Genomic DNA, 16,461 nt, shown 5'->3' with positions numbered 1-16,461 from the left:
ATATATGGCTGATTTTAATGAACTACCAGCTCAGGTGTGGCCTCGTAATGCGCAGCGCCAGGAAGATGGGGAAGTAACCATCGCCGGCGTGCCGCTGTCAGAGATCGCAGAAGAATTTGGCACCCCAGTCATGGTCTTCGACGAAGACGATTTCCGGTCCCGCTGCCGCGATTTAGCTGAGGCCTTTGGTGGCCCCGAGCGCGTGCACTATGCCTCCAAGGCATTTTTATCCAAGCGCATTGCGCGATGGGTCAACGAAGAAGGCTTGGCGCTCGACGTTGCTTCTCTAGGTGAGCTGCAGATTGCGCTGGCGGCGGATTTCCCAGCCGAGCGCATGACGGTTCACGGCAACAACAAGTCTGCGAAATTTTTGCAGGCCTGTGTCGATGCCAAGGTCGGCCACGTAGTTATTGACTCCGCACAAGAGCTCGAATTGCTTGACCTGATCGCGGCGAAAGCACAGCATGTGCAACCTGTTCTGATTCGCGTGACACCTGGTGTGGACGCGCATACGCATGAGTTTATTGCGACGAGCCATGAGGATCAGAAATTCGGTATCTCCCTGGCCACCGGCGAAGCCTTTGAAGCGGTCAAAGCGTGCTTGCGGGCTGAGAATCTCACCTTGGTGGGACTGCATTGCCATGTGGGCTCGCAGGTATTTGATGCCGAGGGCTTCAAGTTGGCTGCCGAGCGCATCATGGGCTTGTACAGCCAGATCCACGATGAACTCGGATACACCCTGAAAGAAATCGACTTGGGTGGGGGATACGGCATTCCTTATACCGCGCATGAATCCGCGCTCGATATCAAGGCGGTCTCTCAGGACCTTTTGACGGCGGTCGCTAATACTGCCGATGAACTCGGCATCGAACCGCCAGTTGTACTGGTGGAACCAGGCCGCGCTCTCGTCGGCGCAGCAGCGGTAACGGTCTATGAAGTAGGAGTTATCAAAGACGTTACGACTGGTGATTCGGCAACCCCGCAGCGCCGCTATGTGGCTGTCGATGGCGGCATGAGTGATAACATCCGTCCGGCACTTTACGGTGCGGAATATGACGCGCGGATCATCAATCGCTACACCGATGGCGAAGAGATTCCATCGCGTGTGGTGGGATCGCACTGCGAATCCGGCGATATCCTCATTGACAATATTGACCTGCCCAATGATGTTAAGGCAGGGGATTTCTTGGCTACGCCAGCCACGGGCGCCTATAGCTATGCCATGGGCTCCCGTTACAACGCAGCGCTGCGTCCAGCTGTCGTTGCCGTGCGTGCTGGCGCGATTAAGCCCATGTTGCGGCGTGAGACTTTGGAGGACTTACTCTCGCTAGAAGTGGAGTAGATTCTTTCCTTACTCTTTGTATACGCCGCAGCATCTTCCATGCTGCGGCGTATTTTATTCATCTTTTCACCCAGAAAGCCTGTCATTAGCACTCCTTAAGTAGCTTTAGCACGACTTATATTCTCTACATTGGGCGAGGTTGGCAGGAGTTCGGAAAGCTATTGCTACTGGTACCGCGATTTTCCGTGAAAAATTCTTGTGTCTACATGCGGCTTTATTCACACCCGAGGGCTGAAATAGACCGCTTGTTCTGTATGATGGCCAAGGAATGAAATTAAAATCTCACTACACGTAATTTTGGGGAGTACGCATGTCTTCGACCGTCCAGGATCTCAACCGCACAGGCAAGGGTGAAGGGCAGCCAGTAGGCGTTGCGCTTTTGGGCTTTGGCACAGTTGGCGCCGAGGTATTTCGTCTGCTGACTGAGCATGCGAATGATTACACGCAGCGAATTGGCGGCCCAGTTGAGGTACGCGGTATCGCAGTATCAGATCTGAAAAAAGACCGTCCAGGTGTTCCGGCAGAACTTATTACCGATGACGCGCGCGCACTGATTGCACGTGATGACGTGGACTTGGTTGTGGAAGTTATCGGTGGCATCGATTACCCACGCGAGCTGGTCCTCGACGCTCTCAATGCTGGCAAGTCTGTTGTCACTGCAAATAAGGCACTTGTTGCCGCACACGCAGATGGTCTAGCAGAAGCAGCCGATGCCGCGGGTGTGGATCTCTACTACGAGGCTGCCGTTGCGGCCGCTATCCCTGTCGTGGGTATGTTGCGCCGTTCCTTGGCTGGCGATCACATCCAGCGTATTTCGGGCATCGTTAATGGCACCACCAACTTCATTCTGGATGCGATGGAGTCGACCGGTGCAACTTACGACGACGCGCTGGCAGAAGCTACTCGCCTGGGTTATGCAGAAGCTGACCCAACCGCCGATGTTGAAGGCCACGATGCAGCCTCCAAGGCGGCAATTATGGCATCGCTTGGTTTCTACACCCGCGTGAATTTCGAGGATGTGTACTGCGAGGGCATCTCCAATGTCACGTCTGAAGATATTGCAGCAGCCAATCAAGCTGGCTACACCATCAAACTTCTAGCTATTTGTGAGCGCTTAACTCGCGAGGACGGCACGGAAGCTGTTAATGCGCGCGTACACCCCACTTTGGTCCCGAAGGAACACCCATTGGCTACTGTCTCTGAGTCTTATAATGCGATCTTTGTTGAAGCAGAGGCTGCGGGTTCCTTGATGTTCTACGGAAATGGTGCGGGCGGATACCCAACCGCATCGGCAGTAGTGGGCGATATCGTTGGTGCCAGCCGCAACATTGTTTACGGCGGCCGTGCACCGGAGGATAATACCTACGCAAACTTGCCTATCGCTGACGCCGGCGAGGCTCTGACCTGCTACCACATCGATATGCAGGTAGATGAGCGCACCGGTGTTCTCGCCGCTATTTCTTCTGAGTTCGCTTCGCAGGGTGTTTCTTTGCGCACCGTTCGCCAGGAAGGCTCCGAGGAAGGCGCACGTCTGATTGTGGTCACGCACACTGCTCGTGAATCTGCCTTGCGCAAGATTGTCGAGACCTTGACCCAGCTGGATGTGGTCAAGGAAGTTAACTCTGTCCTCCGTCTTGATAGCTAGTGCACTAGGCACCGCTAAGATAGTGCAATTATGAGTACTGAATTAGAAGTTGGCACCAAAGTTATTGTCTCGGTTCCAGGTTCCTCGGCGAACCTGGGCCCAGGCTATGACACCTTGGGCATGGCAGTGTCTATTTATGACACCGTCGAAGTGGAAATTACCCCGTCGGGCTTAGAAGTAGAAATCTTCGGCGAGGGCGAAGACGATCTGCCGCGCGATGGCTCGCACCTAGTAGTAAAAGCCATTCGCTCCGGCTTGAATGCGGCGAATGTCGACGCGCCTGGATTGCGCGTTGTCTCCACCAATAATATTCCGCAGTCACGTGGTCTGGGCTCTTCGGCATCCGCAGCAGTTGCTGGCGTCGTCGCCGCGAATGCGTTGGCAGGATTTCCACTGGATACTGAGCAAGTAGTGCAGCTATCGTCCGCTTTTGAAGGACACCCAGATAATGCTGCGGCATCGGTGCTTGGCCAAGCTGTGGTGTCGTGGACGACTATCCCTGTCGATGGTCGCTCCCAGCCGCAGTACAAGGCTGCGCAAATTAAGGTGCACGAAGATATTCGCGCGACTGCACTCGTGCCCGATTTCCACGCATCGACGCAGGCTGTGCGCCGCGTGCTGCCATCTCACGTGACTCACGCTGATGCAGCATTCAACGTCTCGCGCACCGCAGTACAAGTTGCTGCCCTGCAAAGCTACCCAGATCTGCTCTGGGAGGGCACGCGTGACCGTTTGCACCAGCCATACCGCTCGGATGTTTTGCCGGTGACGGCAGAGTGGGTCAACCGCCTGCGCAACCGTGGCTACGCAGCTTATCTTTCCGGTGCTGGTCCGACCGCGATGGTTTTGCACACCGAGCCTATCGATGAGGAAATCCTCGACGATGCCCGTGCACAAGGCCTTCGTGTTATCGACCTCGAGATTGCCGGTCCAGTTACCGTCGAAGTCACACAAGCCTAAAGACTTCGCCGGGCAGATAGACTCATCTGCCCGATAATTAAGTTCCACATCCGTTCCCCATCAAGCAGGGGACGCACGTGGAGCTTTTCTGTATCTGCTACCAATACGCAGCTGGCACCCAGAGATTAGTGCTGGTATACGCGAACCTTGGTTGCATCGATAGTGCACGCAACTTCCTCGAGTGAGTTGATCGCGGCATCGAGCGCGGGGCCTGCTGGTACGGGCACGGTAATCAGTTCATCACCAACCCGGACACTAACCCGCAGCTGCGAGAGCGAATCGGCGGTGACTGAATGGATGGTGCCTCGAATAGTGGTGACTCCAGAGCCTGCGCGCAGCGGGTCTAAGTGCAGCTGAACATCATAAGGAGAAAACACCGCCGTGGCTGCCTGCCCAGCGGTACCTAAGCCAGTAGGAGCTACGTTATTCGTGGAGAGCGTGGGGGAGAACTCTAAGACTCCGTGGATGTCTTGGTTGTGGGAATCGATGATGGCATGGCCCTCGTCATCGATCGATTGGATGGTCCCTTGTAGACGGTTAAGTCCCGCTAGGTCTGCGACGAATGCCGTCGGTGGAACGCTGAGGATTTCTGTGGTGTCTCCAAAAGCGACAACGCGGCCGCCTTCCAGCACGGCAATATTATGCGAAAGCCCAGCAATATCGAGGGCATTATGCGTAATCATCAAGGTGGTGCGATCCGTTGAAGTGGCGTGTAAGAAACGCCGCCACCGCGCAGCCGATGCCACATCGATGGCCGCGAGTGGTTCATCCAAAATTAGCGCCGTGGGCTTGGCAGCAAGTGCGCGCACCAGGGCTACTTGGGCGGCCTGGCCACCGGAGAGAGTGGAGACGCGGATATTACGCAACGGCGCAAGGCCCGCCGCGTCCAAGAGAGCATCCGTTTGTGCTGAACTCTTTGTCACCATGGTGATGGCCTGATGCACCGTAGAGATTTTGGGTAACGCGGGGTTTTGGGTTTGCAAGACGATATCGACATCGTCGTGAAGCTGGAAATTAGCCGACGTTAGTCGCCCAGCAATCAAGCTGACCAACGTGGTTTTACCGCAGCCATTCATACCCACGATGGCGGTGGTCTCGCCAGCGGGAAAATGAGTCGTTGTGCCATTGGAGGTTACAGTTATTTCTGGACTTATCCCGGAAGGCTTGGTCAACTGTCGCAGCGCTTCGATGTCCATCTCGTCGAGAATATGTGCGCGCTGGGCAGGCTTGCGGCCGAAAAACATGGGTATTCCAGCCACGATGAGGCTTAAGACCGCAATTCCGATGAGGATGGCCGATAGTGCATAGGCATTGTCCGCGCTGACTTCGCGCTCGAGGTAAATACCTAAAGGCAGGGTACGGGTCACCCCGGGCATCGAGCCCGCAAACGTAATGGTCGTGCCGAATTCCCCGAGTGAGCGCGCAAAAGCTAATCCCAGGCCGGTCACAATAGCTGGGGCGATAGTCGGCAATGTAATGCGTCCGAGAATCGTCCACTGCCCAATTCCGACACCGCGTGCCGAGGCAGTGATTTCAGAATCGATTTGGCGAAGAGCGGAATCGACGGCCACGACCACGAAAGGTAGCGTGACAAAGACGTGCGCTGCCACGACCCCGGGGAAGGCAAAGGCAAATCCCCAGCCCAGAAAATCCAGGACTGGGGCAAAGAGTCCGCGACGGCCAATCAGGGCGGTGAGAGCTAGGCCGGAGACCACCGGCGGCATGGCCAGTGGGAGATAGACCAACAGTCGCACGGCCGATGCTCCACGGCGTAATTGGGACAGCCACAGGGCCAGCGCGGTGCCTAAAACCGTGGCGATGACCGTGGACCACGCGGCCGCGGCCAATGTCGTCTTCAGCAGTTCTACCGTGCTGGGGTCGGTAGCAATAGTGGCAAATTCAGCCCATGGCACGCGCAGGGCCAGCGCGATGACAGGAAGACCAATATAGGCGATGGCCACAATCCCAATCGCGACAAATAGCACGGGTACTTTCTGCCGTACCGCATGCAGTTGCGCAGACATCGACGGGGCAGAGGTGCTAGAGGCGTGAGCGGGAGAAGAGGTCATCGTGGTGAGAATCTAGGTAATTAGTCTTCTGGAGTAAAGCCGTAGTCGCGCCAGATGTCATCAAAATCATCGGCGAGAAGATCAAGCAGCTGCTGCGCGGAATCCGCATTTTCGGAATCAGATACTACGGCGCCGAAAATGCCATTGGTAAATTCTTCCGCCCCGTCGATATCAATGACTTCGACGGTATCGCCGGCGGCCGCCGCATCAGTCGCGTAGACCCAACCGGCGTCTGCTTCGCCGGAGGTTACCTTGCCGAGTACGTCAGCAACTTGGTGCTCCAGCGAATCAGCGGTGACGTCTAAATCCTTGGATTTTATGATCGATTCGGACACCGTGCCGCACGGAACCTGCGGGTCGCAAAGAACAAAGGTGTTGTCATCGCTGATGTCTTCGACCGACTCAATGCCGCCGGGGTTACCGGAAGGAACGACCATGACCATGACATTCGATGCAAGCTGCACGGGATCTTCGACCACGCCGGCATCTTGCGCATCAGTCATATTCTTTTCATCGGCGGTGATTAACACGTCGCCCGGAGCGCCATCGACAAGCTGCTGCACGAGAGTCGACGAGCCTGCGTTGTTGATAAGAAGGATTGCGGGAGGCTCAAACTCTGCGGCCTTGTCCTTAAGCTCGTCGTTGAAGACTCGCGTCGACGACGCGGCCAGAACATTAAGCTCGGTGCGTTCTGCTGAATTTCCATCAGCGCTCGCATCGGACTCAGAAGAATCTGAGCAGGCCGTCAAAGCAGTCGCCAACGACAAGATGGCCAATCCAGATAGAACGCGAGCCTTCATTTTTCATCTCCAATAATAAACGGGAAAAGTCGTGTTTAGAACCATGCTCAGATTATCATCAATTTCCCCTACCGAATCAGCGATGAAGCCTTTAAAGTCACCCTTCAGTGCCCAGAATGCAGGACACAGTAAGCGCGGTCACGTTAAGATCGGTCATATTCGACTATTAGGACAAAAGCCTGTGTAAAAGCACACCAATTCCTAGTGGTCGCCGGAGAACAAAAATCCTAGAAGGACCCCATGACTACTGCGTCTTCCACTTCTTCCACGTCTTCCACTTCTTTACTCAACAACGATCACAGCGTTATTTCCGAGCACGCCCTAGCTAGCCTGCGTGAGGAAATCGACAGCGCTGATGTGCGCTCACGATTGATTGACCGTGTTGCCTACGCCAGTGATGCCTCGCATTATTACCACGTCCCCAAGGCCGTGATTGTAGCCTCCGACGTGTATGAGGTAGCGCATGCCTTTCGCGTTGCCAAGCAGCACAACCTGCCCGTGACCTTGCGTTCTGGTGGAACATCTTTGTCCGGACAGGCATCGGGCGATGGCTTGCTTGTCGATGTCCGCCGCGGCTTTCGCAACATGGCCGTGGAAGAGCAAGGCCGCGTTGTCCGCGTTGAACCGGGACTGACCGTAGCGCAGGTCAATGCACGCTTGGCGCTGTATGGCCGCAAGTTAGGTCCGGACCCCGCCAGCGAATCAGCCGCGACCATCGGTGGTGTGGTCAACAATAATTCTTCCGGCATGGCCTGCGGTACGGAATTTAATACCTATCAAACACTGCGCGGGCTGACCTTGGTCTTGCCCTCGGGCACCATCATTGACACCGGTGCGCCCGATGCCGATGACAAGCTGTATGCCCTGGAACCGCAGCTGGCGGACAAGCTGCTGCAGCTGCAACGCCGGGTGAAAGAAAATCCCACGTCGGTGGAGATTATTCAGCGGCACTTCGCCATTAAAAACACCATGGGCTATGGCTTGAACTCCTTCTTGGATTTTGAAGGCCCCGCGAAGATTCTGGAACACCTCGTGGTGGGCTCCGAAGGCACGCTCGCCTTTGTTGCGGAAGCAACCTTTGACACCATTCCCGTGGCGAAGCTGGCAACCACCACCGTGGCGGTGTTTTCGCAACTGCACAGCGCAACCTCCGCGCTACCGGAACTAGTGAGCACGGGTGCTGCCACCTTGGAGCTCATGGATGCAGCGTCGATTAAAGTAGGACAAAGCTTTGCCGATGCACCGCAGTCCATCCAGGGTTTTGAGGTGGACCAGCAGGCCGCGCTGTTAATTGAGTATCACGCCCAAAGCGAAGAAGAGCTCCGTGAGCGCGAGAATATTGGGCAGAAATTACTCGATGACTTAGAACTATTCCAGCCCTCGGCATTTTCTACTGCCGCGGCCGACCGCAATAGCGCCTGGCAGTTTCGCAAGGGGCTGTACGCGAAAGTGGCCAAAGCACGTCCTTCCGGCACCACGGCATTGCTGGAAGACGTGGCGGTTCCTGTTGAACGCCTCGCGGCTACCTGCGCCGGGCTGCAAGATTTGTTTAACGCCAATGGCTACGATGACGCGGTGATTTTTGGCCACGCCAAAGACGGCAATATTCACTTCTTGCTCACTGACCGCTTCGAGGGAGAGAAGAACCTCTCGCGCTACAACAAATTTACCGATGACATGGTTGATCTTGTCCTCGATGCTGAAGGCAACCTCAAAGCTGAACACGGCACCGGCCGCGCCATGGCGCCCTTCGTGCGCCGTCAATATGGCGATGAGCTCTATGAGGTGATGCAGGAGCTGAAAAAGGCGATTGATCCGCGCGGCATCCTCAACCCGGGGGTCATCTTGGATGAAGACCCGACCGCACACATCAGCAACGTCAAGCTCAATCCCACGGTGGAAGCCGAAATTGATCCGTGCGTGGAGTGCGGTTACTGCGAACCAGTCTGTCCTTCGAAAGACCTCACGCTCACACCGCGCCAGCGCATTGTCGTTCGCCGCGCTCGCGCGAAAGCGGAGCAGGAAGGTGACACAGCGACGGTAGCCGAGCTGGATAAAGACTACGAATACATGGGCAAGCAGACCTGCGCCGTTGATTCCCTGTGCGTGCGCGCCTGCCCCGTGGACATCGACACCGGCAAGTTCATCAAGCAATTACGCCGCGAGGATTCCAAGAAGCTCGAGCAAAAGGTCTGGAAAGGCGCAGCTTCTGGTTGGTCCACGGTCAATCGCGGAGCCTCGATTGCGCTCAGTGGTGCCTACCGGTTGCCGACAGGTCTCGCAAAGACCGTCAGCGATATTGGCCGTGCGCTAGTGGGCACGGAGACCATGCCGCAGTATCAGCCGGAGCTTCCCACCGGCGGGGTGCGCCGTTCTAAGCTTGGCCGCATCGTCGGCGATAGCACCGCCGAGGTCCAAGCTGTGTACGTTCCAGCCTGTGTTAATGCCATGTTCGGTCCGCAAAAAGGCGGCATTGGTGTCACCGAAGCTTTCCTGCGGCTGTTGCAGCGCGCCGGGGTAGCGGTAGAAATCCCTGAAGCCATTGACTCGTTGTGCTGTGGTACGCCTTGGACATCGAAAGGCATGGCGGAAGGCCACCAGGTCATGGAAGATAGGGTCCGCGCAGTGCTTGACGATGCCACCCGCGGCGGCGAACTTCCCGTCATCGTCGATGCGTCTAGTTGCACCGAGGGTTTTATCGCCATGGTCAAAGACACGGGAATCACCGTGACCGATTCGATTTCCTTTACCGCCGAGCACCTCGCCGAGAAATTGACCGTGACCGCGCCGGTTGAGTCTGTGACCATTCACCCCACGTGCTCATCGGAGCATTTGGGACTTTTGCCCGCGATAGAGCAGGTAGCAAACCTCGCGGCGAAAGACGTTGCCATCCCATATAGCTGGGGCTGTTGCGGTTATGCGGGCGACCGGGGCATGCTGCATCCGGAGCTAACCGACAGTGCTACCGCGCGAGAAGCAGCAGAGGTAGCAGGAATTGATGCTGACTTCCACGTATCCTCCAACCGCACCTGTGAGCTGGGCATGACGCGCGCCACGGGCCGGCCGTACCGCCACGTGTTAGAGCTCTTGGAGCTTGCTACCCAGCGCCACCCCAGTTCTTAAAGCGGCCGCGGAAGCTTAGCGCGCTGAAACTGCACGGCCGCAGACGAGGCGTATTCCGCGGCTTCTTGGCGCGTGTCATAGTCGCGTTCTTCGCCGGTGCCTTCTACTTCGATAATGCGACCGGCATGCGCTAAAAGCCGCCGCACCGATTGATTGCGCGGATTGCCCAGCGCGTCTAAGGCCTGTGCCAGCGCTTTAGCACGCCACAGCGCGCAGAGGTTTTGCAAGCTGCCATCCTGGCTGCGAATCAGCGCGAGATTCGCGCCGGGTGCCTCGCGCAAAGCTTCATACAGCCGCGGGAGAATCTGCGGGGAATCGGGGGCATCGACAGGCAAAATGGCGATGTAGTCCAAGTGTGGAAAATTTTCCATCAGGTAGTGATAACCTGCATGAATTCCTGCGACGGGCCCGCCGAAAGGGGGCTGCTCGCAGGTAGCGGGAAGCCCTAAATCATGCGGTGAGACCACCACGTACTTGGTGCTCACCGGCAGCTGTGCGATTAGGCGATCCACTAGCCGTACTCCATGAACCGTTACGCTTGCTTTATCGACTCCGCCCATGCGTGTGCCCTGACCACCTGCGACAACAATCGTGGCTACATCACGGCCTGCAGCGCGTGCCATGTATATCAGTCCTTATATTGAGTTCGTAGTTTCTACCGAGCTATTTATTGTGGAAGCTCCCGCGACCAATCCCCGGAGCGGCCCCCGGATTTCGCGGTGATGCCACAGCGGCGAATATAAGCGCTGCGGTCAACACCTTTGACCATGTCAATAATGGCCAATGCCGCAACATTAACCGCAGTGAGCGCTTCCATCTCCACCCCGGTGCGATCGGCAGTGCGCACAGTGGCCTCGATGAAGACGTGGTCATCGGCAAGCTCCACCTCCACCTTGGCACCATGGACGCCAATGGTGTGCGCCAGCGGCAACAACTCCGGCACCTTCTTGGCCGCAGCGATACCCGCGATGCGCGCGACCGCCAACACATCACCTTTGGGAACGGTGCCTTCACGCAGTGCTTGGATAATCTCGGGGGAGCACGCGACTTCACCTTGTGCGGTCGCCGCGCGAATCGTGGGAGCCTTCTCCGTAACGTCAACCATGTACGCGTCGCCAGCATTATCCAGATGCGTGAATTTCATCGAGAATATTCTACTTTCTAGTTAGTAACGTGCAGATATACCAAGATTATCTGGTCACAGAAGGCAGCAAGAGCACTTCCACCATAGCGCCTTCTGCCAGCGCTGCTTCTCCGGCGCGTAGATGCAGCATGGCATTGACCCCCACCAAGGAACTAATCATGTGCGAGCCGACATGGCGGCCATGAAATGGCGTGACCATAGTTGGGAGTTGTGTGAAATCCACAATCGCGGGCACCAGCACGTCTCGGTCACGGGCGCTGGGAGGTTCTCCCACCACCTGGGCTGAAATCTTCGTCGGTCGGTCTAACGTCTGCTTGCCGCGAAGCTTATTCAGCAGCGGGTGTACGTACAGGTGAAAGGACACAAAAGCTGCGACGGGATTTCCCGGCAATGACACCACCGGCACCTGCCGGTGGTCATCATGTGCCCACAAAGAAAGTCCTTGGTGCGAGCCTGGCTTGTGCTGAACCCGGCCAAACCATGACGGGCTTGCGTGCGTGTTCAGCACATCGCGCACCACGTCGTATACGCCGACAGCGACCCCGCCGGTGGTGATAATGACATCATGATTCGCAGACAAATCCGTAAAAAGCTTGCGCAGATGTTCAGGGCTATCATCGCAGTGCGCAATAGTGACCTGGTCTATCCCACAGGCGCGCACTAAACCAGCAATCATCGGGCTATTGGAATCAGGGATTTTTCCCTCGTCCAAGCTTTCACCAGTCTGACGCAATTCATTGCCGGTGGATACCACGGCGACCCGCGGAAGGGCATAGACCTCGACTTGGCCAATACCTGCGGAAATCAGCGTTGATAGCATCCCGACATCGATATCTTGACCCGCATGCGCGCACTGTTGACCAACCTGCAACGATTCGCCCTTGCGACGAATATGTAGTTTTCTGGAGTCAAAGCCGTCGATTCGCACCTGGCGGGGAAGCGGCTGGGGGCCGGGCTCAATATCGGTGTACTCGACGGGCACAATGACTAAATCTTCGTCGGTAGTATCCACCGGCGCGCCGGTCATGATGCGGACTGCTGCGCCGAGCGGTGGTATTTGCGCAGCATCACCTGCTGCGACCTCACCGTCAACCCGCAGTTGAGCATTGCCGCCGGAATCGAGATCAGCGCGGTGGATAATAAAGCCATCCATCGCTGAATTATCAAATGGCGGAATCGCGTTGATGGCCAGCTGATCCGCGGCGAGAGTGCGAGAGAGTGCTTCAACATCCACGGCGATGGTTTCTGTAGGAAGCACCTCAGCGTGAGATAGCACTGCGGCTTGATGTTCTGCGATGGCGCGCATGTCCAAATTGACCTTAACCACCGATAGCGGACATTGGGCGATCTGGCTGCAAAAAGCCCTCATCATCCATCCCGTGCCCCGGCTTTTTCCGCCACATCTCGCCAGCCCAGGCAGCTAGTAACTCTTCATCACTAGCGCCCGCGCGCATCAAATCACGCAGGGACGTCTCAGAATTGCCGAACAGACAATTACGCACGGCACCATCAGTGGTCAAACGCGTGCGATCACAGTCGCCGCAGAAAGGTCGGGTAACAGAAGCAATCACGCCGATACTGCCGCGGTAAGTTGCGGGATTCTCACTGGAGTATTCCTCGTCGACGTATTCTGCATTCCACAATTGCGCCGGCGCAGAACCCCGAGGTTCTTCCGCAGGAGTTAAGCTCAGCTGCGCGTCCAGCCGGCTTAAAATATCGTCGGCGGTGACCATATCCGAGCGCTTCCATTTCTCGCGCGGACCCAGCGGCATCTGTTCAATAAAGCGCAGCTGCGCGCCTTTGCGCAACGCGAACTTTGCTAGTGGAACAATGTCGTCTTCATTGACACCCGGCATGACCACGGCATTGATCTTGACGGGATTAAGGCCGACCTCAATGGCAGCATCGATAGCCTTCATCACCCCACCGAGCCGGTCGCGCCGGGTTAGTTGTGCATAGCGCTGCTTATCAATGGTGTCTAAGGAAATATTGACGCGGTCTAGGCCCGCCTCATGAAGTCTCTTCGCGCGGTGTTCCAGGCCTAAACCATTGGTAGTCAGCGCAATGGAAGGAGCACGTCCTTCATCGGTGCGCAGCTTTTTAGTCTCCGCGATGATGTATTCCAAGGATTTACGCAACAGCGGCTCACCGCCGGTAAAACGAATCTGGCGGATGCCGAGCTGGGTAACGGCGAGGGTGATGAGGCGGACCACCTCGTCATCGTCAAGCGTGTGCTCCGTGGGCATCCACTCCAAACCTTCTGCTGGCATACAATACGTGCAGCGCAGGTTGCAGCGGTCAGTTAAAGATACGCGGAGATCGCGCGCAACGCGGCCGAATTTATCCTTTAAGCTCCGGGAGCCGTCAGCGTTGGCCTCCGGTAAATCCTCCGGCAGGTAGGGGGTGGAGCTGGAGTCGTGTTTAAGTCCCAACTGGGGAAGGCCAAGAGACACAGAATTGTCCTCAGGTGCTTGCCCCTGCTGGTTGGTCAGGGAAGAAAACTGAGTAGTCATTTAAGGTCTATTCTAGGCCTTCAACCCTAAAAATCCCAGTGCTCACAGGCTTAATCACCATCACTTGTTGCAGTGGGATGAATACCACTCGGCCATGGGAGTTTCTGCAGCTGTCAGGTCTTAATTCGTGGGTGCATCGGGGTGCGTGCGCACCTTGATGGAACACACCCCAGGACGTGACAGTGGCTGAAGGTTGAGACGCAGATGCGGTTCAACGTGTCCTTCTGCCTGGTAGTCCAAATAGCCCTCGTGTACCGCACAGATAAATGGGTGGGGGCGGCTGCCGCGAACGGTAAGCGGACAGGCGTGGAGTTCTAAATCCGTTCCTTCCGCGGACTCAATGTCTCCTGCCGGCGGCGCAGGATCAAAGCCAAGATCGCGTAGGCGAGAGAACAGAGATTCCAGTGCTAGTGCCGAAGGGTCTTCGTTTTCAGCTGCCTGTTCTGCCGGAACTTTATCGTTCATGGTTTGGGCCCATTGGCGTCCGATTTCAAGCGCGCGGGCATAGGATTTTTCATCCAAAGAATCTTGATCGACCAGCATATTAGTCAAGACGCCAATCAGAGAGACGTATTCTTCTGCGACCGTCTCGGTCTTGGGGGAACGTACATGGAAGACATACGATGGTCGGCCGCGCCCGCGGGCTGGTGCTGGCATGACCTGGACGGCGTCTTTGGCGATCAGCTCATCCAGGTGGCTGCGCACGGTGTTGACGTGGGAGTCCAAAGACTCGGCCAGCTCGGAGATCTTGGCGCCTTGGGGGAATTCATGCAGCACATCTAAAACATTGCGTTGCTTCGGTGAAAGCCCTAAAGACTCTGTAAAAAGTTCAGAGCTAGAGCGGGGAACCTGCGAGGCGCGATCACCAGTACCGCTAGTCATCTGAATCAACGTCCTTCCTGAAGTATCCCCATGATAGTGGAGTCTTCATCGCTAAACTACCGAGGTGCTCTTGGCCTGGGAAAAGGGCGGGCAATGAGCTGGTTCGATGTGAATGAACAGATTCTACAGAGAAGTGAGTTGAATTAACTAACTGGCAGGCAAAAGAAAACCGGCCCGCACTGATGTAACAGCACGGGCCGGTAGGCAGCGACTAGCTAGCAAGCGTTAACCAGAACGTGGCGGGCGCACGTGGTCGGCGCGCTTTTTACGATCTTTGTCGCGGTCAAGCTGTGAATGCGGAGAACGCACTGGTTCCCATGCAACGTGGGACCGCATATCGGTGGTGCGGGAATCGCGGGAGCGATAGACCACGTACGGACGGGTGACATAGCCAACCGGTGCCGAGAATGCGTGGACCAGGCGGGTAAACGGCCACACCGCAATCAGCGTGAATCCTGCGAGCACGTGCACCTTAAATGGCCACGGCACATCGGTCATCAACTCCGGCTGGATGTTGAAAATCAACAGGTTGCGCAGCCACGGCGAAATGGATTCGCGATAGTCGTAGCCATGGGTGCCCAAGACATCGAAAAGCTGCAAGGCCATGGTGGCAATGGTGCCAGATAGGATGGCTGCCCCCAGGAAAATGTACATGACTTTATCGGAGCGTGAGGTCGCCAGAAACACCGAGCGGTTGACAACGCGGCGATAGATTAGACCAATAAGGCCGAGCACCGTCGCGATGGCGGCCATCGCACCCGGGTAGGTAGCGATGAGGTGGTAGCCGGCGTCGGAGATACCCACCGCACTGGTCCACGACTTGGGAATGGCCAGGCCCATCAAGTGGCCGATGATGACAAAGACCATACCCCAGTGAAACAGCGGGGAGGACAAACGCAGCAGCTTCGATTCATAAATCTGCGACGAGTGCGTGGTCCATCCGAACTGGTCAAAGCGCCAACGCCAGAAGATACCGACGAAGAAAGCCACTATCGCCAGCCACGGGAATGCGCCCCAGAGGAAATTTTCAAAGTATTCCATGGTGAAAGTCCTTCACTAGAGGAAATGAATACGAGGACAGAACTTAAAGGTCGTCGGGTTGGACAGTAGGGAAAGGCAGATCAGCAATGCCCACAACTTCAGCAGGTGGACCGGTACGGATAAGGTCCATGTATTTCTGAGTGGTATCGGCATCGACCTGCGGCAAGGACCTGCACAGCGCAATGATTAACGAGACATAGGGCGATCCCGTGTGCTCAAGTGCGGTGCGCAGAACTTCTAAGCCGTCGCGATAGCTGGCGACGAATTCCACGGCTTGCTCGTGCGCTGAACCCTCAGATAGCCCCAGTGCTTCCAAGACCACGCAGAGGTGATCTGGCAGCTCCTGGTTTTCGTTGAAGTCAAAGCCCAGAGCGCGCAGCTGCTGGCCGAAAGCCAAGATAGCCATGCCACGTTGACGTGTATCTCCGACTGCGTAGTAGGACAGAAAAAGCGAGCAGCGCCGGCGCTGGTCAAAGGTTTCTACGTAATGCTCTTCGACATCTCGGACACTGGCGGCTTCTGCCCACTGAAAGAACTCGCGGAAATCTAGGGCGATCTCCTCGGGCAAATCCTCGATCTGCTCATGCACAGCAGCCACCGTGTCGTGGAATCCCTCATCCGGATATTGCAGCAACAACGACGTCGCCATAGCGGTGGTGCGGCGTTGATACTCCGTGACGGGTACGGGAGAAATCAACTCCATGGGGATACGACCAGTGTGCGTGCGACGCGGATCTTTCGCGCCGACGCGGGCACTTAAGGTGGCCCGGCTGGTTCGTTCGACATCCTTGGCACCTCCTGAAGCACCCATGCCAGCCGGAGTACCGTATCCCGCCAAGGTGTCATGGTCGAGCGGAAGAGAGTGACTGTGCGGTGCGGACGAAGGTGAGAATTTGCCAGGTTTCGGCAGTGATTTCAGCTTATCGAAAATACCCATGGCGC

General features: G+C 56.5%; 13 protein-coding genes. 4 read left to right on the top strand and 9 right to left on the bottom strand.

Annotation, left to right across the window (positions count from 1 at the left end):
* Window positions 1-4 precede the first annotated feature (4 nt).
* The 3 genes from lysA to thrB all read left to right on the top strand — a co-directional run bounded on the left by lysA (window position 5) and on the right by thrB (window position 3,947).
* Window positions 5-1,342, top strand: coding sequence for a diaminopimelate decarboxylase (gene lysA, locus CAMM_RS08215; protein ID WP_003848634.1), 1,338 nt, complete (start codon window positions 5-7; stop codon window positions 1,340-1,342).
* Between the two features lie 310 nt (window positions 1,343-1,652).
* A complete protein-coding gene (locus tag CAMM_RS08210) occupies window positions 1,653-2,987 on the top strand; it encodes a homoserine dehydrogenase (protein WP_075761541.1) in 1,335 nt (444 codons plus the stop codon).
* A gap of 30 nt (window positions 2,988-3,017) precedes the next feature.
* Window positions 3,018-3,947, top strand: coding sequence for a homoserine kinase (gene thrB, locus CAMM_RS08205; protein WP_003848636.1), 930 nt, complete (start codon window positions 3,018-3,020; stop codon window positions 3,945-3,947).
* 125 nt (window positions 3,948-4,072) lie between these two features.
* Here thrB and CAMM_RS08200 read toward each other — a convergent pair whose 3' ends face one another.
* Together CAMM_RS08200 and modA are read right to left on the bottom strand one after the other, a co-directional pair.
* Window positions 4,073-6,016, bottom strand: coding sequence for an ATP-binding cassette domain-containing protein (locus CAMM_RS08200; protein ID WP_147581065.1), 1,944 nt, complete (start codon window positions 6,014-6,016; stop codon window positions 4,073-4,075).
* A 20-nt stretch (window positions 6,017-6,036) separates the two neighbouring features.
* On the bottom strand, window positions 6,037-6,816 hold the full coding sequence (gene modA, locus CAMM_RS08195) for a molybdate ABC transporter substrate-binding protein (RefSeq protein ID WP_003848638.1): 780 nt from the start codon (window positions 6,814-6,816) through the stop codon (window positions 6,037-6,039).
* A 240-nt stretch (window positions 6,817-7,056) separates the two neighbouring features.
* On the opposite strand from modA, the gene CAMM_RS08190 reads away from it, so the two are divergent.
* Complete coding sequence (locus CAMM_RS08190) at window positions 7,057-9,939, top strand: FAD-binding and (Fe-S)-binding domain-containing protein (RefSeq protein WP_003848639.1); 2,883 nt, start codon at window positions 7,057-7,059, stop codon at window positions 9,937-9,939.
* On the opposite strand, the gene mobA is transcribed toward CAMM_RS08190, so the two are convergent.
* The 7 genes from mobA to narJ form a co-directional block, all read right to left on the bottom strand.
* Window positions 9,936-10,562 (bottom strand): molybdenum cofactor guanylyltransferase, encoded by a 627-nt coding sequence (gene mobA, locus CAMM_RS08185; RefSeq protein ID WP_003848640.1) that lies wholly within the window; start codon window positions 10,560-10,562, stop codon window positions 9,936-9,938. The genes CAMM_RS08190 and mobA overlap by 4 nt on opposite strands.
* 44 nt (window positions 10,563-10,606) lie before the next feature.
* Window positions 10,607-11,083: a cyclic pyranopterin monophosphate synthase MoaC gene (moaC, locus tag CAMM_RS08180; RefSeq protein ID WP_003848641.1), complete on the bottom strand. Its 477-nt coding sequence runs from the start codon at window positions 11,081-11,083 to the stop codon at window positions 10,607-10,609.
* Between the two features lie 46 nt (window positions 11,084-11,129).
* Window positions 11,130-12,389, bottom strand: a complete 1,260-nt coding sequence (locus tag CAMM_RS08175; RefSeq protein WP_040356021.1) for a molybdopterin molybdotransferase MoeA — start codon at window positions 12,387-12,389, stop codon at window positions 11,130-11,132.
* Window positions 12,390-12,402: 13 nt separating this feature from the next.
* Entirely contained in the window at window positions 12,403-13,596 is a 1,194-nt protein-coding gene (moaA, locus tag CAMM_RS08170; RefSeq protein ID WP_003848643.1) for a GTP 3',8-cyclase MoaA, read from the bottom strand.
* Between the two features lie 120 nt (window positions 13,597-13,716).
* Window positions 13,717-14,478, bottom strand: a complete 762-nt coding sequence (locus tag CAMM_RS08165) for a helix-turn-helix domain-containing protein (protein WP_003848644.1) — start codon at window positions 14,476-14,478, stop codon at window positions 13,717-13,719.
* A gap of 225 nt (window positions 14,479-14,703) precedes the next feature.
* A complete protein-coding gene (gene narI, locus CAMM_RS08160) occupies window positions 14,704-15,519 on the bottom strand; it encodes a respiratory nitrate reductase subunit gamma (protein WP_003848645.1) in 816 nt (271 codons plus the stop codon).
* A 43-nt stretch (window positions 15,520-15,562) separates the two neighbouring features.
* On the bottom strand, window positions 15,563-16,456 hold the full coding sequence (gene narJ / locus CAMM_RS08155; RefSeq protein WP_003848646.1) for a nitrate reductase molybdenum cofactor assembly chaperone: 894 nt from the start codon (window positions 16,454-16,456) through the stop codon (window positions 15,563-15,565).
* Window positions 16,457-16,461: the final 5 nt, after the last annotated feature.

The organism is Corynebacterium ammoniagenes DSM 20306 (genome assembly GCF_001941425.1).
Lineage (GTDB): Bacteria > Actinomycetota > Actinomycetes > Mycobacteriales > Mycobacteriaceae > Corynebacterium > Corynebacterium ammoniagenes.
The sequence above is the reverse complement of the archived record's forward strand: the minus strand, read 5'-3'. Positions and strand labels throughout refer to the sequence as shown.